Here is a 25,026-nt window from a genome sequence, read left to right on the forward strand (position 1 = left end):
CTAATGACCCGACTTATCCATTAAGAAATCATTTTGGAGGTGCATATTTTGAAAAGAAAAAAAACACTTAGAGATATAGATGTAAACGGTAAAAGAGTATTAGTTAGAGTAGACTACAATGTACCTATGGATGATAATTTTAATATCACAGACGATATAAGGATTACAAGCTCCTTTCCTACAATCAACTATCTATTGGAAAACAATGCTAAAGTTATTCTGATGTCTCATTTAGGGAGACCTAAAGGGGAACCAAATAAAAAATATTCGCTAGAACCAGTAGCAAAAAGATTGTCAGAACTTTTGAATAGAGAAGTGATATTTGCTGATGATGATAGAGTAGTTTCAGAGAAAGTTATAGAAATGGCAAACAATATGAAACCTGGCGACATTATGTTACTCCAGAACACGAGATTTAGAAAAGAAGAAGAAAAAAATGGAGAAGAATTTGCTAAGGAATTAGCAAGCTTAGGTGAAATATTTGTAAATGATGCTTTTGGCACATCTCATAGAGCCCATGCTTCAAATGTTGGAGTCAGCAAATATTTACCTTCAGCATTAGGATTTTTGGTAGAAAAAGAAGTAAATGTGATGGGAAAAGCACTAGAAAATCCAGATAGACCTTTTGTCGCTATACTAGGTGGGGCTAAAGTATCAGATAAAATTGGTGTTATTGAAAATTTACTATCCAAAGTAGACGCTATAATAATCGGTGGTGGAATGGCTTTTACATTTTTAAAAGCCAAAGGATATGAGGTTGGCAAATCTTTATTAGAAGAAGATAAAATAGAATTAGCAAAAGAAATACTAAATAAAGCTGTTGAGAAAAATGTCGCTATAGCTCTACCGGTAGATGTAGTCGTAGCCAAAGAATTTAAGAATGACACAGAATTTAAAACTGTCCCAATAGATAAAATACCTGATGATATGATGGGTTTAGACATTGGGCAAGAATCTGTGGAGCTATTTGAAAATATAATTAAAGAAGCAAAAACTGTAATTTGGAACGGACCTATGGGTGTGTTTGAAATGGATAATTTCAATAAAGGTACTTTTGAAATAGCTAAAGCTTTAGCAAAAGTCGATGCTATTACAATAGTTGGAGGAGGAGACTCTGCTAGTGCAGTTGAAAAGGCAGGACTAGCAGACAAAATGACACATATTTCTACAGGAGGAGGAGCTTCCTTAGAATTCTTAGAAGGAAAAGTATTGCCTGGAATAGAGGCTATAAGCGATCTAGATTAGAAAGAAAGGGGTAACTATATTGAGAAAACCTATTATAGCAGGTAATTGGAAGATGAACAACACTATAAAACAAGGAGAATCCTTGGTTAGTGATATATTGGGAAAAGATCTAAGCAGAGATGTCGAAGTTGTTATTTGTGTACCTTTTACTTTTTTAGATAGAGCAAGCAAATTAGTCACAGGCACTCAAATTAAATTAGGAGCTCAAAATATGCATTGGGAAGAAAAAGGTGCTTATACTGGAGAAATATCTCCTGTGATGTTAAATGAAATAAAAGTGGAGTATGTTATAATTGGACACTCTGAGAGAAGACAATATTTCAATGAAACAGACGAAACTGTAAACAAAAAAATAAAGTCAGCACTAACATACAATTTAACACCAATTGTATGTGTTGGCGAAAGTTTAGAAGAAAGAGAAAATGGCAAATATAAAGAATTAATTGAAAGCCAAGTCACAAAGGCTTTTGAAGGGATAACAAAAGAGGATGCAGTTAAAACTGTAATCGCCTACGAACCAATATGGGCAATTGGCACAGGGAAAACTGCATCGAGTGAACAAGCTGAAGAAATATGCGCTTTAATAAGATCAATCTTAGAAAAATTATACGATGCAGACACTTCTCAAAAGATAAGAGTGCTTTATGGTGGAAGTGTAAAACCAGATAATATTAAAGAATTGATGAATATGGAAAATATAGATGGTGCGTTAGTAGGTGGCGCAAGCCTTAAAGCGAATGATTTTGTTCAGCTAGTCAACTATAAGTTGGAGGAATAATATGTCAAAAAAACCAGTAATGCTTATGATCCTAGATGGATTTGGTCTAGGCAAAGAATACGAAGGAAATGCTGTTTATTTAGCAAAAAAACCAAATTATGACAAAATAGTTTCAAAATACCCACACAGTACTCTTTATGCTAGTGGACTTTATGTGGGATTACCTGAAGGACAGATGGGTAATTCAGAAGTTGGACATTTAAATATTGGCTCAGGAAGAATTGTATATCAAGAACTCACTCGAATTTCAAAAGAAATTAGAGAAGGCAATTTTTTTAAAAAAGAAGAGTTTTTAAATGCAATAGCACATGCAAAAGAAAACCACTCAAAACTACACTTGATTGGGTTGGTTTCAGACGGTGGGGTTCACAGCCACAACACTCACCTTTATGCACTGCTTGAATTGATGAAAAAACAAGACTTTAACGATGTCTATATACACGCAATACTTGACGGTAGAGATGTGCCACCAACTATCGGTAGCGAGCATTTAAGAGAATTAGAAGCAAAGATAAAAGAAATTGGAGTAGGTAAAATTGCAACAGTTTCAGGCAGATACTATGCTATGGATAGAGACAAGAGATGGGATAGAGTAAAACTCGCATATGATGCTATTGCCTTAGGGATTGGCAAAGCCATGTCAAATCCTATTGATGTAGTGGAATCATCGTATAAAGAAGGGGTAAATGATGAATTCATTTTGCCTACTGTGATTCTAGAGGATAATAAGCCAGTAGCAACGATTGAAGATAACGACTCTATAATATTCTTTAACTTTAGACCTGACAGAGCTAGGGAACTCACAAGAGCTATTATTGACGATGAATTTACAGGTTTTGAAAGACCACTGAGGAAGAATTTGTACTATGTCACTATGACTGAATACGATAAAACTATTCCCCATGTGCATGTCGCATATAAAACTGACAATCTAGTAAATACTTTAGGCGAAACCATAAGTAAATTAGGTTTAAACCAATTGAGAATCGCTGAAACTGAAAAATACGCACATGTGACATTCTTTTTCAACGGGGGCAGAGAAGTGCCATTTGAAAACGAAGATAGAGTGCTTATACCATCGCCAAAAGTAGCCACTTATGATCTAAAGCCAGAGATGAGTGCTTACGAAGTAAAAGATGAAGCAATAAGACGCATTAAATCAGGTAAATACGATTTAATTATATTAAATTTTGCTAATCCTGACATGGTTGGGCACACAGGAGTAATTCCTGCTGCTGTAAAAGCAATTGAAACAGTAGATGAGTGCATGGGAGAGATACTCGATTGTATGCATGAAGTAGGAGGAGAGGTGTTAGTGACGGCAGATCACGGCAATTCTGAGTATATGTTAGATGAAGTCACAAAAACACCGGTAACATCACATACTTCAAACAAGGTACCATTTATACTTGTAAGTGATAGAGATGTCTCTTTAAAAGATGGAATACTTGCAGATATAGCTCCAACTATATTGCATTTACTTGACATTGAAAAACCAAGTGAGATGACAGGAGAAACATTGATTATAGAAAAATAATACAGAAAATAATTAAAAGGATAGGAGTGGTAATAAATGAGCATGATAGTTGATATTTATGCTAGAGAAGTACTTGATTCGAGGGGAAATCCTACAGTTGAAGTTGAGGTTTATACTGAAAATTCTTTTGGTAGTGCAATAGTACCATCTGGGGCTTCAACTGGTATATACGAAGCTGTTGAATTGAGGGACAACGATAAGTCCAGATATTTAGGAAAAGGCGTATTAAAAGCAGTAGAAAACGTAAATGAGATAATCGCAGAAGAATTAATAGGAATGGATGTATTTGATCAAGTTCTGATTGATAAAACCATGATAGAATTAGATGGTACTGACAATAAAGGTAAGCTTGGTGCCAATGCTATACTTGCAGTATCAATAGCAGTTGCTAAAGCAGCAGCAAATGAACTAGGATTACCACTTTACAGGTATATTGGTGGAGCAAATGCAAAGACTTTACCTGTGCCAATGATGAATATATTGAATGGTGGACAACACGCAGATAACAACGTTGACATTCAAGAGTTTATGGTAATGCCAGTAGGTGCAGAGAACTTTAAAGAAGCTCTCAGAATGGGCGCAGAAGTATTCCATAACCTCAAAGCTGTATTAAAAGCAAAGGGATTGAGCACTTCAGTTGGCGATGAAGGTGGATTTGCACCTAATTTATCAAGCAACGAAGAAGCTCTTAAGACAATAGTAGAAGCTATTGAAAAAGCTGGATATGTGCCAGGAAAAGATGTTATGCTTGCTATAGATGTAGCATCGTCAGGGCTTTACGATGAAGACAAAAAAATATACTCATTAAAAGGTGAAGGAAAAGAACTAAACGCAAAAGAGATGATCGATTATTACGAATATCTATTGGATAAATATCCTATCATTTCAATAGAAGACGGACTTGCAGAAGATGATTGGGATGGATGGAAATTGATGACTGAGAGATTGGGTAGTAGGGTTCAAATTGTTGGAGATGACTTATTTGTTACAAATACAGATAGGTTGCAAAAAGGAATTGAGCTAGGAGTAGCAAATTCAATATTGATTAAATTGAATCAAATAGGGACAATTACAGAAACATTGGACGCTATTGAACTTGCCAAAACTCACGGATACACAGCAATAGTATCACATAGATCAGGAGAATCAGAAGATTCAACAATCGCTGACTTAGCTGTAGCTACAAATGCAGGACAAATTAAAACTGGAGCACCATCTAGGACAGACAGAGTAGCTAAATACAATCAGTTGTTGAGAATAGAAGACGGTTTATATGAAACTGCAAAGTATAATGGAATAAAATCATTCTACAATTTAAAAAAATAATGTATTGACATATGTAATAATTGCACATATAATAAATGCAGATGCGAATCATTCGCATCTGCATTTATTATTACTAGGAGGAATTACAATGAAAAAAAGAATTATTTATATTATATTATCACTTGTACTAATAATTTCAATTTCTGGTTGCGTTAGAGATGAAAATGATATTGATGCTGAAACAAAACCAATCATAACTACTACGCTTTTCCCACAATATGATTTTTCAAAGATTATTGTAGGAGACAAATTCGATGTCATCATGCTACTTCCCCCAGGAGTTGAGGCGCATTCATTTGAATTAACACCCAAAGATATGAGTACAATAACAAATTCTGATTTATTCATATACACAGGAGATACTATGGAGCCATGGGTCAACAATATCATGGATACATTAGTTGAAGCAAATGTAAATGTTTTGGACTTGAGTGAAGGCATCAAATTAAAAAAATTTGAATTTGAAGGCCATGAACATCACGAAGAGGGCGAAGAACCTGAAGAACACGAAGATTTAGAGTATGATCCACATTACTGGACAGATCCAATGAATGCTAAGGTAATGGTGGATGAAATTTTAAAAGCGGTAGTATCAATTGACAAAGCCAATGAACAATACTACACAAAAAATGCAGAAGAATTAAAGGAAAGCTTAGATAAACTCGACGAGGAAATAAATCAGGTGGTAAATAATTCGGAAAGCAAAACCATCATATCAGGTGGGCACTTTGCTTTTGGATATTTTGCTGATAGATATGGACTAGAATACACCTCCCCTTATGAAGGGTTTTCTCCTAACGCTGAACCCTCAGCACAAGCCATAGCAAATTTAGTAAAAATTGTCGAGGAAACAGGTGCTAAAGCAATATTTTATGAAGAATTGGTCGATCCTAAAATTGCAAAGATAATTTCAGAACAAACTGGTATAGAGATGCTAGAGTTACATGCTGCGCACAATGTATCAAGAGAAGAACTAGAATCGGAAGTTCATTATATCGATATCATGAATAAAAACTTAGAGAATTTAAAAAAAGGGCTTGGTTATAATGAATAAGCTAATTGAAGCTAAAGACCTAAATGTAAATTACGGTGAAGAAAAAGTATTAATAGATGTAAGTTTTACGATTTATGAAAATGATTTTATTGGATTAGTCGGAGAAAATGGGTCTGGTAAGACAACTTTAGTAAAAGCATTACTTGGAATTATCCCAAGTACAAGCGGGAGCATAAATTTTATTGGCAATAAAAATAAAATGACTATTGGGTATCTACCACAAATACTAGTTACTGGGAATATTAAATTCCCAGCACTAGTACATGAAATAGTTGGGTTAGGCTTACTTGGAAACAAGAAATATCCTAAAAAAATCACTAAAACTGATATGGAAAAAATAGAAGATACTTTAACTAAAGTTGGAGCGATAGATTTAAAGAACAAAAGAATAGGTGATTTATCTGGAGGACAACAGCAAAAGGTACTATTAGCTAGGGCATTAGTTAACAATCCCAATTTACTAGTCTTAGATGAACCCACTAGTGCACTTGATCCGAAAGCTAGAGAAGAAATATTTGATATAATTGACAAGGTAAATAAAATGGGAACAGCTATCCTATTAGTTTCTCATGATGTACAAAGCCTTATGAAGAGAGCGAAAAAAATAATGTTAATTGATAGAAAAATACTCTATTATGGTCTTTCTCAAGACTTTAATCAGAACTCATATTAGTTAGGAGAAAGGTGATTTTATGAATATTATTGAAACGATAAGTGAGGCAATGTCATTTGTGTTTATGCAAAGGGCAATGGTGGTAGGCATATCTATAGCTTTTATCAGCTCCATTTTAGGATCATTCCTCGTATTGAAAAGATATTCCTTAATTGGAGACGGGCTAGCTCATGTCAGTTTTGCAACAGTTGCTTTAGCATTAGCTTTAGGTCTATCACCTCTTTTTGTATCATTACCTTTAGTAATTTTAGCTTCGATACTCATTATGAAATTAAACGAAAAAGCATCTTTAAACGGAGATGCGAGTATAGGTTTAGTCTCTTCATTTTCAATTGCGATTGGAGTAATTATAGCAAGCAAAGCTAAAGGGTTTAATACCGATATAAATAGTTACTTGTTTGGAAGTATATTGGCTATAGATAAAACGGATAGTTACATTTCTGTGATAATGTCTATAATTATGATCATCATAGTATATATATTTTATCAAGATTTATTGGCAGTTACATTTGATGAAGAATTTTCTAAAGTATCAGGCGTAAATACAACTTTTATCAATTATCTACTATCAATATTAACTTCTATCACAGTAGTACTAGGGATGAGAGTACTAGGCACTTTGTTAATCTCAAGTTTGATTATTTTCCCAACGATTAGTTCTATGCAAATAGCCAAGAGCTTCAAATCACTTTTGATTATTGGGGTATGTGTTGCTATCTTTTCAATGATAACTGGACTCATAGGCTCATATGTATTTAACATTCCATCTGGACCAAGTATAGTATTGACAAATACACTTGTGTTCGTGTGTTTTTACACAATAGGTAAATTAATAAAGAGATAAGTGGTGATATTAAATGGACTCAAATGTTAAAGAAATATTAAATTCAAAAGGTATAAAGGCAACTAAACAACGCATATACTTATATGAACTTCTAAGAAAACAAGATAGGCCACTAACTGCTGAAGATATATATTTACTAGCAAAAAATGAAATAGATTGTTTCAATTTGTCGACTGTATATAGAATTTTAGATATTTTCGTAAAAAACAACATCATAATTAAATCTAAGCTAGATATTGACGAAAAATTTTACTTTGAAATAGCCCGTGAAAAACACAGACATTATTTACTTTGCATATATTGCAATCAAATAATACCTTTATCGGATTGCCCAATTGAGAAATACGAAAAAAAGATTGCCAAAGAAACAGGCTACAGCATAGTTGATCACAATCTAGAGATAAAAGGGATCTGCCCGAATTGTAAAAAGAGGCATCAAATACACTAAAATTCTCAAATTTGTTTGATTTTAAAGTATCTCTATGATAGAATATTAATGTTAAAGGATAATGTTATGGGAGGTGTGATATGGCAACATTTTTTGCTGTATTGATGCTCATTTCAAGCTTAGTGCTTATAGTGAGTGTATTAATGCAAGAGAGTAAACAAGAAGGCTTAGGCGCAATTGGAGGAGGTGCAACTGATTCCATTTTCGGAAAAAGCATAGGTACAAGTAAACAGGCACTATTAAGGAAGGTCACAATAGTTGCGTCTGTTGTATTTATGATTTCTGCGTTGGGATTGGCAATTTAAAACTAAATAAGAGGGGGAAGATTGATGAATATCGCGCTGATCGCAGCTCCTGTCGTTGGAGTTGTTGCTTTGTTATTTGCTCTATACAAGGCAACTTACGTGAATAAGAAAAAGCCTGGTAATGAAAGAATGGTAGAGATAGCCTCTTACATTCATGAAGGAGCGATGGCTTTTTTATTAAGACAGTATAGGTATTTAGCAGTATTTATTTTGGTATTATTTGTAGTTCTTGGTCTATTGATTAGCTGGAAAACCTCTATAACATTTTTGTTTGGAGCATTGTTTTCCGTATTAGCTGGTTATTTTGGGATGAATGTAGCTACTAAAGCTAATGTAAGAACTTCTAATGCTGCGATGGAGAGCGGTATAAACGAAGCCTTGAAAATAGCATTTTCAGGCGGTACAGTAATGGGAATGAGCGTTGTAGGACTTGGCATACTCGGCGTTAGCGTATCCTACATAATTTTTAAAGACCCTGAAATTATAACTGGATTTGGTCTAGGGGCATCATCCATTGCATTATTCGCAAGAGTAGGTGGAGGAATTTACACAAAGGCAGCAGATGTTGGGGCTGACTTAGTTGGTAAAGTAGAAGCTGGCATACCAGAAGATGACCCAAGAAACCCTGCCGTCATAGCAGACAATGTTGGGGACAACGTAGGAGACGTAGCTGGTATGGGAGCAGACCTATTTGAGTCTTATGTGGGTGCAATTATATCAGCAGTGACTTTAGGACTCATCGCATATGGAGATAATGGAATCTATTTTGCATTAGCATTTTCAACAGTTGGAATATTAGCTTCAATTATAGGTGTATATTTTGTAAGGGGAGATAAAGACCCTCAAAAATCTTTAAATACTGGAACAGTAGTAAGTTCATTTATCACTTTGATCATGGCATTTGTGTTAAGCAATGTATTTTTAGATAGTTATAAACCTTTTATCTCAATAGTAGCAGGGCTTGCAGTCGGTTTACTAATTGCAAGAATAACTGAATATTATACATCCTCAGATTATAAACCAGTTAAAAGAATTGCAAGAGAATCAGAGACAGGAGCTTCAACAAATATTATTGGAGGACTATCTGTCGGAATGATGTCTACAGCTCTTCCTATTATAGTAATAGCTGCAGGTATACTCGTTGCATATTATGCGTCTAACGGCGCAACCGATCCAGCTCAAGGACTATATGGGATAGCATTAGCTGCAGTTGGGATGCTTTCTACAGCTGCTATGACTATAGCAGTAGATGCTTATGGACCAATAGCAGACAATGCAGGCGGAATTTCTGAAATGTGTCAATTGCCTAAAGAGGTAAGAAAAATTACTGACAAGCTTGATTCAGTTGGGAACACTACCGCAGCTATTGGAAAGGGATTTGCAATAGGGTCAGCTGCTCTTACTGCTTTAGCACTATTTTCATCCTATACACAAGCAGTTTCTCTTTCAAGCATAGACATTACAAGACCAACTGTAATTTCAGGATTGTTTATTGGAGGTATGCTTACTTTCCTATTCTCTGCAATGACAATGGACGCTGTAGGAAAAACTGCTTTTAGCATGATTGAAGAAGTTAGAAGCCAATTCAAAGAAAAACCCGGCATTATGGCTGGCACTGAAAAACCTGATTATGCAAGATGCGTTGATATAAGCACAAAAGCAGCGCTTAAAGAGATGATAATCCCTGGATTATTAGCTGTTTTTGCACCTGTATTGATAGGTATATTGTTAGGACCTGAGGCATTAGGTGGATTATTAGCAGGATCATTGATAACAGGAGTTTTGATGGCTATATTTATGGCAAATTCAGGTGGTGCATGGGACAATGCTAAGAAATATATAGAAGAAGGAAATCATGGTGGAAAAGGCAGCGATGCTCATAAAGCAGCTGTTATTGGAGACACTGTAGGAGATCCTTTTAAAGATACTGCAGGTCCTTCTTTGAACATATTAATAAAACTAATGACGATTGTTTCGTTAGTATTTGCAAAAGTATTTTTAACTTATGGTGGAATATTGTTCTAAAACTAAAATCCCTCTTTGAGGGATTTTTTTATGTGATAATTTACAAAAAATATGATATAATTCAAAAGTAAATATTTGATTTAAAGAGGTTGAAAAATGTGATTGTAAATATAGATGGCATGAATATAAATTACATAGTTGAAGGAGAAGGAAGTCCAGTAGTTGTATTACATGGATGGGGTGCAAACATTGAAACTGTCATACCGATAGTAAATGTTCTAAAAAGCTCATATCAAGTATATGCCATTGATTTGCCCGGATTTGGGAAATCAGATGAACCTCACGATGTATTTGGGAGTTTTGAATATGCAGAAATCGTCAAGAAATTCATAGATCATTTTAATTTAGAAAAAATTTCATTGATTGGGCATTCGTTTGGCGGGAAGCTTTCGATAATTATAAGCTCAACATACAAAGACTATGTCGATAAATTGGTTTTGATAGACAGTGCAGGGCTTATATCTAAGAGGACTTTATCATATCACATAAAAGTGAAAAGCTATAAATTAGCTAAAAAATTATATAGATTGTTTTTCTTTTGGAAAAAAGAAAATGAAGTTGCAGAAATTATAAATAGAAGATTTGGATCTGATGATTATAGAAATTCTTCTGGTATAATGAGAAGAATATTGGTAAAAGTAGTTAATGAAGATTTATCTTATTTATTAGAGCAAATTGAGTGCCCAACTCTTTTAATTTGGGGAGACTTGGATGATGCTACTCCATTGTATCAAGCAAAAATCATGGAAGAGAAAATCAAAGATTCGGGTTTAGTCGTATTAGAAGGTACAGGGCATTTTTCATATGTCGAAGATTATAATAAGTTTGCTTTAGTATTGAAATCGTTCTTCAATATAGAACAATAATGGCCTTGGAGGGAAATTTTTTGAAATACACTACATATTTATTTATTATTTTGTTTTCTTTATTTGTAACTTTAGGATTTAGTAAAAGAACAAGAAAATTTTTGCATATGTCTCAATTAGAAGGATATGAAGCTAAAGAATATTTAAAATGGTTGAAGAACAATCTAGATACTGCTTTTAATTTAAAAAGTGCAGCAAAGCCTGTAAAAAAACCACTTGTGATGACTGAAAGAGCAAATCGATTGTTTAGATGCAATTTTTTAATAAATGTAATATTACTAGCTGCTTTCGCATCGTCAATACATTTAATTTTTAACAGCATTCCAATTTCTACATTCAGTTTTTTAGCATTTTCCTTTATATTTTACTATTTACAACCCATAACAATTTATTTATCAACAGCTATCATGAACCCCTATGAAGTACATATCAATAGAGGATATTATTTACAAGCTCAAAATAAAATCATGAACAGGAAAGACTTAACAGTTATAGGGATAACAGGAAGCTTTGGGAAAACGAGTACAAAATTTACAGTTGCTACTATTCTTTCAGAAAAATACAAGGTGTTAAATACACCTGAATCATATAATACTCCAATGGGCTTATCAAAAGTCATCAACAATGAGCTCAAAGATGATGATCAAGTTTTTGTCGCAGAAATGGGAGCAAAAAAAATAGGTGAAATCAGAGAACTTGCGGAATTAGCTAAACCTAAGATTGGTATAATAACTTCAATAGGACCTGTTCACATAGAAACATTCAAAAATATCGACAACATCATGAAGACAAAATATGAACTAATCGAAGAATTGCCAACAGATGGCATCGCGATATTTAATTACGACAATGAATACGTAAGGAAATTGGCAGATAAAACTTTTAAAGAAAAGATATTATATGGCATAGAGCTCAAAGATAAAGTGGATATCTATGTAGATGACATTGAAATATCTGAAAAAGGTTCTTCCTTTACATTAAAACACAAAGATGGACGAAGCATAAGATGCACTACTAAATTATTGGGTAAACATAATATATACAATATACTTGCAGGTGTAGCAGCAGCACTTGCTATGGGTTTAAATTTTGAAGAAATCAAAGAAGGAATAGCTAAAATCGAGCCAGTTGAACACAGATTAAACTTAATAGATTCTCCAACCGGTGTTATAATAATTGACGATGCGTTTAATTCTAACCCTGAAGGCACAAAAGCTGCATTAGAAGTGATCAGTCAATTTAAAGAAGGCAAGAAATTCATAATAACCCCAGGTATGATTGAATTGGGGGAAATGGAAGATAGATACAATAAAGAATTTGGAGCTAACATTGGGAAGGTCTGTGATTACGCTATATTGGTAGGCGAAAAAAGGACAAAACCAATTTACGAAGGTTTAAAAGAGTCAAACTTTAAGGAAGACCATATATTTGTTGTAAACAGCTTAGATGAAGCTACTAAGATAATTGGGAATTTAGCAAAGCTAAAAGATGTTGTATTGTTCGAAAATGATTTACCCGACACATATACAGAATAGGAGGTCAAGCCATGAAAAATGTTGGAATATTATTTGGAGGAAGAAGTGTAGAGCACGAAGTATCTGTTATAACAGCAATGCAGATCATTGAAAATATAGACAAGACGAAGTTCAATCCCATACCTATATATGTAAACAAAAATGGTGAGTGGCTAGTATCAGAATCATTTCTTAAATTTGAAAGCTTTAAAAATGAAAAGTATGAGAATGTAAAAAAAATTATACTGTCTCCAAACTATAAAGATCAAAACTTGTATATACACCCAAACGATATTAAATTATTTACGAAGAAAGACTTAGATAGTATAGATGTTTTTTTCCCTGCATTCCATGGTACCAATGGTGAAGATGGCACTATACAAGGATTACTTGAACTCATAGGTCTGCCTTATGTAGGGGCAGGGGTATTAAGTTCTGCAGTTGGCATGGATAAAATAATCATGAAAGATATTTTTAAAGCTAATGACATCCCTGTAGTGGATTACACATATTATTACAGGAGTTCGTGGAAAACGAACAAAGAAGCTGTGCTAAAAGACATTGAGTCTAAGATTACTTATCCGTTATTTGTAAAACCAGCAAATTTAGGTTCGAGTATTGGGATCAGCAAGGTTAAAAGCAATGAAGATTTAGAAAGCGCTATAGAATTAGCTTTTAGTTATGACAGAAAAATCATAATAGAAAAAGCCGTTGAAGATCCAAGAGAGATCAACTGTGCTGTCATGGGATATGAAGACGATTTAGAAGTATCATTATGTGAGGAACCACTAGGGTGGAAAGAAATACTATCATTTGATGATAAATACGTAAAACAAGATAGCAAAACGACAAAAGGAGACAAAAACAAAAACATACCTGCAAACCTATCTGATGAAATAAGGACAAAAATTGAAAATTATGCTAAATTAGCATTCAAATCCATTGATTGCAGAGGAAATGCAAGAATAGATTTTCTTGTGAAAGAAGAAGATGTCTATGTCAATGAAATAAATACAATGCCAGGTTCAATAGCGTTTTACCTATGGGAAGGCAGAGGGTATAGTTTTAAAGAGTTGATATCTAAAATGATAGATATAGCTATAAAGGCTCAAAAAGACAAAGAAGCAAATATGTACACTTACGACTCAAATTTGTTTAAAAGGACTCAATTTGGGGCAAAAATAAAAAAATAAGATAAATTATGCTGCGCAGTATAAGTGCAGCATAATTTGTTAGAAGTATTGGAGGTATACCATGCCAATAAAAGAAAGAATTATTGAAACGATGAGCTCAAAAGAATATAAGCCACTGCTTAAGGAAGAATTGGCATTCATCTTTGGCATCAACAGAAAAGATGAAAAAGATTTCTTTAAAATCCTTTCTTCACTAGAAAAAGAAGGGCTCATAGTAAAGAATAAAGAAGATAGATATATTTTAATAAACAATGAACATATGGCAATAGGTAAGATTGAAGCAAATGAAAAGGGATATGGATTTCTAATTCCCAACGATAAATCAAAAGAAGATATATTTATTCCACCTGAAAATATGGATTCAGCTATGCACAATGACACAGTTATAGTAAATATAACTAGAAAAGCAGGACCGAATAAAAAAGCCGAAGGTGAAGTCATAAAAGTTTTAGAAAGGGCAAACACTGAGATAATTGGAACATTTGAAGACAATGGAAACTTTGGCTTTGTTGTTCCAGATAATCCCAAAATATATTACGATGTATTTATTCCTAAAAATGCAAAAAACAATGCAAAAAATGGGCAAAAAGTCATTGTAAGTGTAACAAAATGGCCAGATTATCACAAAAATCCTGAAGGGGTCATAAAAGAAGTACTTGGGTACAGTTACGAGAAGGGAATTGACATACTTTCAATTATCAAAGAATACAATTTGCCGACTGATTTTTCAGATGAGGCAAAAAAAGAAGCAAAACGAGTGGCAAAAATAGAACCAGATGACAAAGACAATAGGGTCGACTATAGAAATTTGACTGTATTTACGATCGATGGTAAAGATGCAAAAGATTTTGACGATGCAGTGTCGATAGAAATGTTAGATAAAGATACATTTCTTTTAGGAGTTCATATTGCAGATGTATCCCATTATGTAAGACCCAAAATGCAACTCGATAAAGAAGCACTTCTAAGGGGAAATTCTGTATACTTACTTGATAGAGTTATACCAATGCTTCCCGAAGAGTTAAGCAATGAGATTTGTTCATTAAATCCTGATACAGACAGACTCACACTATCTGTAATGATGAATGTTGACAGGTCTGGGAAAGTCATAGATCATAAGATTTACAAGAGCATAATAAAAAGCAAAGCTCGATTAGTCTATGACGATGTTTCTGATCTTCTGGAAGGAGTAGAAAGCGATTATCCTAAAGAGTTATTAGCTGTCAAGGATGAATTATTCACAATGAGCGAGCTCATGGAAATTTTGCGTAATAGAAGAGAAAAAAGGGGCAGTATTGATTTTGATTTTCCTGAAAGCTATATTGAATTAGATGAAAATGGCAAAGCAATAGATGTAAAAAGGCTAGATAGACGAGTAGCCAATAGAATGATTGAAGAGTTTATGCTTGTCACAAATGAAACAATAGCTGAACGATTTTTTTGGGCAGATACTCCATTTATATATAGGATACATGAAGAACCAGATCCAAAAAAAGTCGAACAATTTATTAAAGTACTGTATAATTTTGGGTACAGACTAAAAGGAAAAGACCTGCACCCTAAAGAATTTCAAAGAATAACAAAAGAAATCAAGGGTAAGAAAGAAGAAGCACTTTTATCAAATCTTTTGTTAAGGACTCTACAAAGAGCAAAATACAGTGCAGAATATGATGTGCACTTTGGACTTGCAGCAAAGTATTATACGCATTTCACTTCACCTATAAGAAGATATGCTGATTTACAAATACACAGGATAATCAAAGATTATATAGATGGGACTTTATCAGAAAAGAAAGAGAAGAAATTAAGAGAAACTCTACCTGAAGTAGCTGAGCATGTATCAATGACAGAAAGATTGGCAGATGAAGCTGAACGCGACGTTGACGACTTAAAGAAAGCTGAATACATGAGTTCGAAAATTGGAGAAGAGTATGTAGGCTTAATATCAAATGTAACTAGTTTTGGAATGTTTGTGCAGCTAGAAAATACAGTAGAGGGACTTGTTCATTTTAGCAATATGAAAGATGATTATTACTTATTTGATGAAGAAAACTACCAAATAATCGGAGAGATGACGCGAAAGATTTACCGAATTGGAGACGAGGTAAAAATACGCGTAGTCGGCACGGATTTAGTCAAAAAAAATATAGATTTTGAATTAGTTTATGATGAAACTGTTATACAGGGAGTGATTTAATGAACAATAATCAAATTAAAGTCGCTGCAACTAACAAAAAGGCTAGGCATGACTATTTTATTGAAGACACTTTAGAAGCTGGAATTGTCTTAACAGGAACTGAAGTTAAATCGATACGTCAAGGGAAAGTGAACATAAAAGATAGTTATGCAAATATTGAAAATGGCGAAGTTTTTTTATACAATATGCATATAAGTCCATATGAGCAAGGAAACATTTACAATGTAGATCCATTGAGAGTGAGAAAACTGCTCTTAAACAAAAGAGAGATCAGGAAGTTAATTGGCCTAACAACGATTAAAGGATATACGCTAATACCCCTTTCACTGTACTTTAAAAATGGCAAAGTAAAAGTAGAACTGGCAATAGCAAAGGGTAAAAAACTCTATGATAAAAGGGAAACTATAGCAAAGAGAGATGCTGAAAGAAAGATCCAACAAATGGAGAAGGAAAAATACAGATAAAAGCTAGTGCAATTTGACATTTTACCCCCTTTATGCTATCATAATAGTGTAAATATGGGGGCGAAATTGGTTTCGACGGGGGTCGTGAATCAGGAGTAGCGAGTCGTTGTCGCCAAGCAACGTAAAAAGTGGCAACAAAAAATAAACGCAGATAATAATTACGCATTAGCAGCTTAATTTAAGCTGCTCGTTCTATCTATGTTGCCCACGGCATAGAATAGAGCGTCAAATTTGTGGGGAACCGAGTCTAGCAAAGCTTTGAGCTAGAAACGGAATCTATGAAGCTACTGAAGCTTTCATCCTGCCAGTAGGAGGTTAGTTTCAGGAAATTTAAATTACTGGCTGCGCTCGGAGAAACTCCTGTGGATCGGTTCTCGGACGTGGGTTCGACTCCCACCGCCTCCACCAAAAAAGGATAAAACGAACACTTCCTCGGAGACATTGTTCTTCTTGGATCGAGTGTTTGCCCTTATTTTATCATATACGTGTTACAAATAATCCTAGGAACACAATAAAAGCACCCGCATGAGATTTTACCTCTGCGAGTGTTTTCTTTTACTTAAGGAATAAAAAAGTCATTAAAGTCGTTGGAAAGGCTTTATTTTTTTGTCAAATTTTAATATTTATATCGCACATTGTGTTTCAAACAAAAAACACTACTTCTTTTTATGGTATAAAATCTGTTTTTTAAATGGAATACATATAAATAAAGTAGTGGAAAAGTTAGGCACTTATGAAGAACTTAAAAAAAACTTGCAAAGCTACTTTTAAAATTTTATGATTAATAAAAGTGAGATATTAATATGATAGAAATTATAATAAACAATAATTCTCTTGTGAATCATGATGAAAATAAGATTGGTTTAGAGATACTGATGCTACTGTTTGTTCTGCACTATATTTTTAAGTAGTACATAATGAATTAAATTGGGGGAGATAAGAATGATTTTCGTGTTTTTTTTAATATTTGCCATTTTATCTTTTATTAGTGTTTTTATGATATTTAAAAAACAACAAAATAAACTTTTGCTACTTATACCTATTTATCTTGGATGTATATCTTTAATAGCATTGTATTTAAATGATATAGGTATTTTTGGGTTAGGAGGATTAGTTATAATACCAATAACGATATTAAGAAAAAGAGGTATTAGGATTTAATAGATGTTTTGAGGGTGTAAATTAATTTGCATAAATTGATTAAGGATTCATCCTTTTGTAATAATTTAAAATAGGATTTTGCCAAAGCAAAGGACAGGTATTCAATTGAATGTCTGTCTTTTTTAGAAACTGTAAAAAATTAAACTTTGCATCAAATCATCGCCTAAAGACATACATAAAACAAATGATGATTTAGATTTAGTAGAAAAAATATGGTAGAAATTAGTTAAAGTATATGATAGAATAGAGAAAATCAAGGATATTTGATTAAACCAATTTATATATACTAGTGGTTTATTGTGAAGTAATAATTATTTATATAAATGAAAGTTGGATGGAAATGAAAAAGTATAAAATAGCAGCAATACTAATGATTATTCATGGTGGTATTATTGAGTTGGGTGGTTTTTTAGCTCTTATTCCTGTTATATTATATGGCACTGATAAAGTAAATGTGGGACAATATTTTTCTTTCATCGTTCCATATCTACAAGAAAACTTCTATCTTATGATGATAATTAGTGGAATATTTGGTATTGTTAGACTGATTGGAGCAATTGGACTTTTAAAAAACAGGATGTGGGGATTGGTACTATCAGTTGTCAATTGTGTTATTACAATGGCGCTAATGATATTTATGCTTCCAGCTGGAATTATAGATGGTATTTTTGCCTGTACAGCATTAATTTTAATTTTGACACAATATTTTGGTAAAAATAAAATCGAAGAGTAAGATTATTTTATATGTTTTGGTTTAATTAGAGATACAAATTCTATAGGATCATTAGAGGAAATGAAATAAGTTAAAATAGATGTGCGTACTATTTATTAGCGTTATTATTAAATTGTATTAAGATTTCAAACATTAGACATACGTAAGCATTAATACAAAATGGAAGCTCTGTGAAATCAGAACTTTTTTTGTTTTTCTATTACTTAAATATCTTTCTAACGTTTCAGCTCTTTTGGATTCAATTTTATCGGGATTTAAAGAAAAAATTTAAACAAATCTAAAAAAATTAAGAATAAAATAGACATTATTAGATAATAAAAGATAAACGCCATAATATTTCGTCAAATCTATTGATTAATACAGTATCTGAGGCTATAATATTATTAGACTGTTTCACAATGTAGGGAGTATTATGGTTTATTATAAAAATGGAAGAATAAAGGGTAGATAATTTTTTTCGCTTTCAACTAACAAATTCGGAGGTTATCAATATGTACATGAGAGTTAAAAGGTTAATTGATATAGTATTATCAGCAATAGGCCTAATCATACTTTCTCCGATATTTTTAATCATAATAATAGCAATTAAGGTTGACTCTCCTGGACCTGTTCTCTTTAAACAAAGGCGTATAGGAATCCATAAGAGCCATTTTGATATATTGAAATTCAGAACCATGAGAATAGATACACCTAAGGATACACCCACACACCTCCTTGAAAATCCGGACCAGTGGATTACGAGGGTAGGTAAATTTTTGCGTAAAACGTCGCTAGATGAGTTACCTCAAATCATTAACATTTTCAAGGGAGAAATGTCGATTATAGGACCTCGACCTGCTCTTTGGAATCAATATGATTTGATAGAAGAAAGAGATAAGTACGGTGCTAACGATATTCCAGTAGGTCTTACTGGATGGGCACAGATTAATGGTAGAGATGAACTTGAGATTGACGAAAAAGCAAAGCTTGATGGAGAGTACGCTGAGAAGATAGGGTTTCTCATGGATGTCAGATGTTTTTTTGGAACTATATTTAGTGTACTTAGAAGTGACGGTGTCGTAGAAGGCGGGACAGGGAGAAAAAATGCTGAAATAAAAAAATAAATAAAGTAGGCTATTTGGGACCAAATTCATATCAAACACAGCTTACATGATGAGGTGAAAAGATGAAAAAGATATTAATCACTGGCAAAAATAGTTACATAGGTACATCTCTAGAGAACTGGCTCATGAGAGAACCAGAAAAGTATAAAGTTGATAAGATTGATATGAAAGATGGGTCATGGAAAGATAAAGACTTTTCTCAGTATGATGTTGTTTTTCATGTAGCTGCAATAGTTCACCAAAAAGAACTACCTGAGATGAAAGAGATGTATTTCAAGGTGAATAGAGATTTGCCTATTGAAGCGGCTAAGAAAGCAAAAGAAGCTGGTGTCTCACAATTCATCTTTATGAGTACTATGGCAGTTTATGGGGAAGAGGGTAAACTTGGAGAAGAAGTAGTTATTAATCGTAACACACCTGTTAATCCAAAGACCTTCTATGGGGTCAGCAAATTTGAAGCTGAGGTAGAACTTAACAAGTTAAATGATGATAGGTTTAAAGTTGTTGTCTTGAGACCTCCGATGGTATACGGGCCAAATTGCCCAGGAAATTATGCTAGATTAGAAAAGTTGGCTATCAAATCACCAGTATTTCCTTACATAGATAATAAGAGAAGTATGCTGCATATAGACAAGCTTTGCCAGTTTGTTAAGGAGTATATTGATGAGGAAGTTAGAGGGTTGTATTTCCCACAAGACGATGAATACATAAATACAAGCTTAATGGTTAAAGAAATAGCTGAGAAGAATGGTAAGTCAATTCATTTATCAAAAGCTGCTGGTACAGTTATAAAACTAATCGGAAAAAGATTTGATTTTATAAATAAGGTTTTCGGTAATTTGGTTTATGCAAAAGTTTAGATAGGAGTACCTACTTATGGAGCAGATAGATTTAAGTTTAGCAATAGTTACATATAATAATTCAAAAATAATAGAGAATACAGTAAAAAGCATTATATCAAGTATTCCTAGCGAATACTCATACAAGTTATATATTATCGATAACAACTCAAAAGACAACACGCTTGATTTAGTGAGAAAAGTCGATGGGAATATTGAAATTATTGAACTTGGAGTTAATAAAGGATTTGGTTATGGTCATAATTCAATTCTTGATATCATTAATTCAAAATATCATTTTGTAGTAAACCCTGATATTCAAATAGAAAATTCTGATCAAATAAAAAAAATGGTTGAATTTCTTGATAAGAATCAAGACGTCGGAATGATATCTCCTTTGATATTAAGCCCAGATCTTTCAATTCAATATTTATGTAAAACAAACCCAACAGTATTTGATATGGTTATTAGAAGAATTTCTCCTAATATTTTTAAACAAAGGCAAGATAGATATATTATGAAAGAAACAGGGTACAACAAAATTATGAAATTGGATTATGCGACTGGTGCTTTCATGGTATTTAGAACCAATATATATAAGGAGCTAAATGGCTTTGATGATGCATTTTTTATGTATTTAGAAGATGCAGATATAACAAGAAGGGTAAATCAAATTTCAAAGGCTATATTTTATCCTGAAGCAAGAGTTATTCACGCTTGGGAGAGAAGTGGACATAAGAGTTTTAAATTTGCAATAATTACAATTAAATCCATGATTATTTACTTTAATAAATGGGGATGGAAGTTAATCTAACAATTTGGAGGATAAGGAAATGACTAAAAAAAATAGAAGAATTGCAGTTGTTGGTCTTGGTTATGTAGGGTTACCGTTAGCGATAGAGTTTGCAAAAAAATATGATAATGTGATTGGATTTGATGTTAATTCATCAAAGCTAGATAAATATCGACAAGGAATTGACGTTACAAAGGAAGTAGGTAATGAAGCTATAATAAATAGTAGTTGTTTATTTACTGATGATGCAACAAAGTTACATGAGTGTGATTTTATAGTTGTTGCTGTTCCAACACCTATTAATAGTGACAAAACCCCAGATTTATCTCCAGTTATTAGTGCAAGCAGGTCTGTTGGAAAAAACTTAAAAATTGGAACAATTGTTGTTTATGAATCTACAGTATATCCAGGCACAACGGAAGAGATATGTGTCCCAATTTTAGAGGAAGAGTCTGGGCTGAAATTCGGGGTTGATTTTACAGTAGGATACTCACCTGAGAGAATTAATCCTGGAGATAAAATAAATACTTTAACGAAAATCGTAAAGATAGTCTCTGGTTCTGACCAAGCAACTTTGGAAGAGGTAGCTTCTGTTTACGAATCTATAATCGATGCGGGGGTTTATAAAGCGGAGTCAATAAAAGTAGCTGAAGCAGCAAAAGTTATTGAGAATTCTCAACGTGATATAAATATAGCTTTCATGAATGAGCTTTCTATGGTGTTTAACATGATGGGGATAAATACAAATGCTGTTCTTGAAGCAGCGGGGACAAAATGGAATTTTTTGAAGTTTAGACCAGGGTTAGTAGGAGGTCATTGTATAGGCGTAGACCCATATTATTTCACCTATAAAGCTGAACAACTAGGATATCACTCTCAGATAATTTTATCTGGAAGAAAGATAAATGACGATATGGGGAAATATGTCGCAAATAATATCATTAAGCAAATGATAAAATCAGATAAGAAAATAAAAGGTTCTCGTGTTGCTATTTTAGGAATAACTTTTAAAGAAAATTGTGCCGACGTAAGAAATACAAAGGTAATTGATATTATTAAAGAGCTAGAAGAATTTGGAGTTGACTTATTAGTGTATGATCCAATAGCCGATATTGACGAGGTAAAGAATGAATATGGTATAATGCTTGTAAATAAGGAAGATTTAGTTAATCTTGATTGTGTAGTAGTTGCAGTAGCACACGAAATATTTAAAGATTGCAGCTTTAAAAATCAGATTCATAACTATTACAAAGATTCTAACAGAATTTTGATTGACATAAAAAGTATCTATAATAGGAATGAGTTTGTCAATGCTGGCTATTCATATTGGAGTTTATAAATTATGGATAATCCAAAATTAGTTTTTGTAATATTACATTATAAAAATATAAGTGATACTTTGGAATGTATTAATTCAATAAGGTCATTGAATATAATGGATAGTAAAATTGTGGTCGTCGAAAATGGTTCATTAGACTCAAGCACAGAGGTACTGAAAAAGTATTTGAAATCAATCGATGTCGTTTTTAATAATAATAACTATGGATTCGCAAAAGGAAATAATACAGGAATACTTTATGCTAAAGAGAAGTATAACCCAGAATATTACTTTGTTATTAATAATGATATAACAATTGAAGATGCTAATATTGTAAGCGAAATTTCGAAAATTTATAATATGTATGAATTTGACGTATTGGGTCCTAAGATAATTGCAAAAAATGGAATAAATCAAAATCCAAATTACTTAGTGCTTAAAACCACTAAGGATATTATCAAACATTTAATTAGGCTTATGATAATAAACTTACTTAATACCCTTGGATTATATGAAATTTTCAAAGGGGAAAAAAGTACTAAAATGGCTAGAAAAAAGGAAGATGATGATTCTGTTTTAGTAGGAGTGCCACTTCACGGTTCAGCTTTGATTTTTTCTAAAAAGTATGTTGAAAAATATGAAAAGCCATTTAATGAAAGCACATTTCTATTTGGTGAAGAAGAATTTTTATTTTATCGTAAGAATAGAGATAATTTGAATTTCGTTTATACTCCTGAGATTATAGTACATCATAAAGAAGATGCATCTTTAAATAACATTTATAATAATAGCAATAGGGAAAAACTTAATTTTGTTACTAGGAACAGCATTAAATCTTTAATACAACTTCTATTGCTAAAGATCGTTAATAAAATGGGTGGGCGTAAAGATGAATGATTTAGTTAGTGTTGTGATTCCAACATATAAAAGACCCCTTTACATTGAAAGAGCTATTGAGAGTGTTATTAATCAGACATATGATAACATCGAAATAATCATTGTTGATGACAATGGGTTAGGATCTGAAAATCAAAGGAATACGGAGAAAGTACTTGAAAAATACATTATTAATAAAAAAATCAAGTACATTATAAACAAAGAAAATGTTGGTGGCGCTGTGTCAAGAAATAATGGAGTAGCGCATGCCTCTGGAAAGTTTATTTCTTTTCTTGATGATGATGATACTTATGAACCAAATAAAATAATGGAGCAGTTGAAAATTATTACTAGTGATAAAGCTACAGATGCATGTTATTGTGGGATGTCGTATATCAATGAAAAAGGAATAAAGATAGGGAAAAGAAGTATTTATTTAGATGGATCTTCAGATTTATTGAGTAGACATATCTATAGACCTATAACTGGGACTCCTGCTTTGTTAATAAAGCGCAGTGTATTTGATGATATAAATGGTTTTGATCCGTTAAAAAGGTATCAGGATGCAAATCTAATATTTAAATTGCTTGCAAATGGCTCTAAATTTAAATGTGTTAAAAAAGAATTAGTAAATGTGTTTTTGCATTCAGAAGAAAGAATAACTAATCCTGTGAATAGAATTAAGTTAGAACTTGAGTATATTGAGAATAATTTAAAATATTTAGATAAGATGACTTATAATAGTTCTAAATTGTTGATTGATAAATATCATATGTTGAAAATATTATCAACTCAAAATCATGATGCTAAAAAAATATTAAAAGTGATAAAAACTATTAATTTTAGAATGTTTAACTGGATGAATCTACTTGGGTTTGCTAACTATATAATGATAACACTAAAAACTAATCAAGATTTAGATAATTGCAGAATACAAAATTAAAAATATATAGAGATATCCACATCTAAAATTAAAAATTCAATAGATTTTGCAATTAAACAATTAATTATAAACATTATACTTAAGAACAGAAAAAAAGGCATAGAAAACTAAAGGTTAAATTTAACCCTTTTAAAAATTCAATTTTTAATTTTAAATTAAGAAATCAAAGTTTTAATAGCAAGTTGCTTATCTGAATTACCACTTTTATATATTAGAATAAATGATATTAATTGAGAAATACATGCAAGCAATATATTTGATTTTAAAGATACAGTATTTCTAACTTTGGAAGTGTTAATTTGAATAAAATTTTTAATCTGAGCAATTGATATCTGGCAAATAGTTCTAAGTAATTTTTGCCATTTGACACTATCACAAGGCATTGAAGTATTTAATCTGTAATTATGATGAGTGGTAATGTTCTTAATCCTTCAACATTTTGAAGTGGAGCAATGATCTTTGCAACTAAGTTCATATTGAAGTTTGCCATTAGTATTAACCTTTTTTGACTTAGGGCATAAATCTTTAATTTTATCAGCAGACCCTTTTTCCTACAAATACCATCATAAGTCATTGGTAAAGAAGGGTCATTTGGGCAAAGAGGAATACCAAATTCACTAAATCTAGGCTCAGGTAAACCTTGAGAATTACGAGGATTGATGTTAATAATAGGTATGATATTTTTCTTGTAAAGTTGAGCATATTTCTCAACATCTGAATTAGGATTGGTACTAGCAAAGAACTTGGCATGAGATTTTGATTTTTTTAGTTGTGACTGATAAAACTTAGGA

The 25,026-nt window shown here is 32.5% G+C and carries 23 protein-coding genes, 1 other RNA gene and 1 pseudogene; 24 read left to right on the plus strand and 1 reads right to left on the minus strand.

What is annotated here, in order from left to right:
• The first annotated feature begins 48 nt into the window (after positions 1 to 48).
• From E4100_RS03580 to E4100_RS03695, 24 genes are all read left to right on the plus strand, one after another.
• Positions 49 to 1,245, plus strand: coding sequence for a phosphoglycerate kinase (locus E4100_RS03580; RefSeq protein ID WP_135270673.1), 1,197 nt, complete (start codon positions 49 to 51; stop codon positions 1,243 to 1,245).
• A gap of 19 nt (positions 1,246 to 1,264) precedes the next feature.
• Positions 1,265 to 2,023: a triose-phosphate isomerase gene (gene tpiA / locus E4100_RS03585; RefSeq protein WP_135270674.1), complete on the plus strand. Its 759-nt coding sequence runs from the start codon at positions 1,265 to 1,267 to the stop codon at positions 2,021 to 2,023.
• Position 2,024: 1 nt separating this feature from the next.
• Complete coding sequence (gene gpmI, locus E4100_RS03590) at positions 2,025 to 3,560, plus strand: 2,3-bisphosphoglycerate-independent phosphoglycerate mutase (protein ID WP_135270675.1); 1,536 nt, start codon at positions 2,025 to 2,027, stop codon at positions 3,558 to 3,560.
• A gap of 36 nt (positions 3,561 to 3,596) precedes the next feature.
• Positions 3,597 to 4,886: a phosphopyruvate hydratase gene (gene eno, locus E4100_RS03595; RefSeq protein ID WP_135270676.1), complete on the plus strand. Its 1,290-nt coding sequence runs from the start codon at positions 3,597 to 3,599 to the stop codon at positions 4,884 to 4,886.
• A gap of 88 nt (positions 4,887 to 4,974) precedes the next feature.
• A complete protein-coding gene (locus E4100_RS03600; protein WP_135270677.1) occupies positions 4,975 to 5,940 on the plus strand; it encodes a metal ABC transporter substrate-binding protein in 966 nt (321 codons plus the stop codon).
• Positions 5,933 to 6,613 (plus strand): metal ABC transporter ATP-binding protein, encoded by a 681-nt coding sequence (locus E4100_RS03605; protein ID WP_135270678.1) that lies wholly within the window; start codon positions 5,933 to 5,935, stop codon positions 6,611 to 6,613. Before E4100_RS03600 ends, E4100_RS03605 begins: the two co-directional genes overlap by 8 nt.
• A gap of 19 nt (positions 6,614 to 6,632) precedes the next feature.
• Positions 6,633 to 7,457: a metal ABC transporter permease gene (locus tag E4100_RS03610; RefSeq protein WP_135270679.1), complete on the plus strand. Its 825-nt coding sequence runs from the start codon at positions 6,633 to 6,635 to the stop codon at positions 7,455 to 7,457.
• Positions 7,458 to 7,470: 13 nt separating this feature from the next.
• Positions 7,471 to 7,905, plus strand: coding sequence for a Fur family transcriptional regulator (locus E4100_RS03615; RefSeq protein WP_135270680.1), 435 nt, complete (start codon positions 7,471 to 7,473; stop codon positions 7,903 to 7,905).
• Positions 7,906 to 7,985: 80 nt separating this feature from the next.
• Complete coding sequence (secG, locus tag E4100_RS03620) at positions 7,986 to 8,210, plus strand: preprotein translocase subunit SecG (RefSeq protein ID WP_135270681.1); 225 nt, start codon at positions 7,986 to 7,988, stop codon at positions 8,208 to 8,210.
• A 24-nt stretch (positions 8,211 to 8,234) separates the two neighbouring features.
• Positions 8,235 to 10,235, plus strand: a complete 2,001-nt coding sequence (locus tag E4100_RS03625; protein ID WP_135270682.1) for a sodium-translocating pyrophosphatase — start codon at positions 8,235 to 8,237, stop codon at positions 10,233 to 10,235.
• A gap of 98 nt (positions 10,236 to 10,333) precedes the next feature.
• Positions 10,334 to 11,101 (plus strand): alpha/beta fold hydrolase, encoded by a 768-nt coding sequence (locus E4100_RS03630; protein WP_245196349.1) that lies wholly within the window; start codon positions 10,334 to 10,336, stop codon positions 11,099 to 11,101.
• Between the two features lie 20 nt (positions 11,102 to 11,121).
• Positions 11,122 to 12,636, plus strand: a complete 1,515-nt coding sequence (locus E4100_RS03635) for a UDP-N-acetylmuramoyl-tripeptide--D-alanyl-D-alanine ligase (protein ID WP_245196350.1) — start codon at positions 11,122 to 11,124, stop codon at positions 12,634 to 12,636.
• A gap of 11 nt (positions 12,637 to 12,647) precedes the next feature.
• Positions 12,648 to 13,808 (plus strand): D-alanine--D-alanine ligase family protein, encoded by a 1,161-nt coding sequence (locus E4100_RS03640; protein ID WP_135270684.1) that lies wholly within the window; start codon positions 12,648 to 12,650, stop codon positions 13,806 to 13,808.
• A gap of 61 nt (positions 13,809 to 13,869) precedes the next feature.
• On the plus strand, positions 13,870 to 16,005 hold the full coding sequence (rnr, locus tag E4100_RS03645; RefSeq protein ID WP_135270685.1) for a ribonuclease R: 2,136 nt from the start codon (positions 13,870 to 13,872) through the stop codon (positions 16,003 to 16,005).
• Complete coding sequence (gene smpB / locus E4100_RS03650; RefSeq protein ID WP_135270686.1) at positions 16,005 to 16,469, plus strand: SsrA-binding protein SmpB; 465 nt, start codon at positions 16,005 to 16,007, stop codon at positions 16,467 to 16,469. Before rnr ends, smpB begins: the two co-directional genes overlap by 1 nt.
• A 56-nt stretch (positions 16,470 to 16,525) precedes the next feature.
• Positions 16,526 to 16,877: a transfer-messenger RNA gene (gene ssrA / locus E4100_RS03655) on the plus strand.
• 534 nt (positions 16,878 to 17,411) lie between these two features.
• Positions 17,412 to 17,630 (plus strand): hypothetical protein, encoded by a 219-nt coding sequence (locus E4100_RS03660; RefSeq protein WP_135270687.1) that lies wholly within the window; start codon positions 17,412 to 17,414, stop codon positions 17,628 to 17,630.
• Positions 17,631 to 17,970: 340 nt separating this feature from the next.
• A complete protein-coding gene (locus E4100_RS03665) occupies positions 17,971 to 18,363 on the plus strand; it encodes a hypothetical protein (RefSeq protein ID WP_135270688.1) in 393 nt (130 codons plus the stop codon).
• A 491-nt stretch (positions 18,364 to 18,854) separates the two neighbouring features.
• Positions 18,855 to 19,466 carry a sugar transferase gene (locus tag E4100_RS03670; protein ID WP_135270689.1) on the plus strand — a complete coding sequence of 204 codons (612 nt, stop codon included), beginning with the start codon at positions 18,855 to 18,857 and terminating at the stop codon, positions 19,464 to 19,466.
• A 62-nt stretch (positions 19,467 to 19,528) separates the two neighbouring features.
• Positions 19,529 to 20,326 carry an NAD-dependent epimerase/dehydratase family protein gene (locus E4100_RS03675; RefSeq protein WP_135270690.1) on the plus strand — a complete coding sequence of 266 codons (798 nt, stop codon included), beginning with the start codon at positions 19,529 to 19,531 and terminating at the stop codon, positions 20,324 to 20,326.
• A 16-nt stretch (positions 20,327 to 20,342) separates the two neighbouring features.
• On the plus strand, positions 20,343 to 21,119 hold the full coding sequence (locus tag E4100_RS03680; protein ID WP_135270691.1) for a glycosyltransferase family 2 protein: 777 nt from the start codon (positions 20,343 to 20,345) through the stop codon (positions 21,117 to 21,119).
• Positions 21,120 to 21,138: 19 nt separating this feature from the next.
• On the plus strand, positions 21,139 to 22,437 hold the full coding sequence (locus E4100_RS03685) for a nucleotide sugar dehydrogenase (protein WP_135270692.1): 1,299 nt from the start codon (positions 21,139 to 21,141) through the stop codon (positions 22,435 to 22,437).
• Between the two features lie 3 nt (positions 22,438 to 22,440).
• A complete protein-coding gene (locus E4100_RS03690) occupies positions 22,441 to 23,313 on the plus strand; it encodes a glycosyltransferase (protein WP_135270693.1) in 873 nt (290 codons plus the stop codon).
• The gene (locus E4100_RS03695; protein ID WP_135270694.1) at positions 23,306 to 24,235 is read left to right on the plus strand and encodes a glycosyltransferase family 2 protein; all 930 of its coding nucleotides are present in this window, start codon (positions 23,306 to 23,308) and stop codon (positions 24,233 to 24,235) included. Before E4100_RS03690 ends, E4100_RS03695 begins: the two co-directional genes overlap by 8 nt.
• 391 nt (positions 24,236 to 24,626) lie before the next feature.
• Here E4100_RS03695 and E4100_RS09290 read toward each other — a convergent pair.
• Positions 24,627 to 25,026, minus strand: a pseudogene (locus E4100_RS09290) (hypothetical protein); the annotation flags it as partial.

Source organism: Soehngenia longivitae (assembly GCF_004684055.1).
Lineage (GTDB): Bacteria > Bacillota > Clostridia > Tissierellales > Tissierellaceae > Soehngenia > Soehngenia longivitae.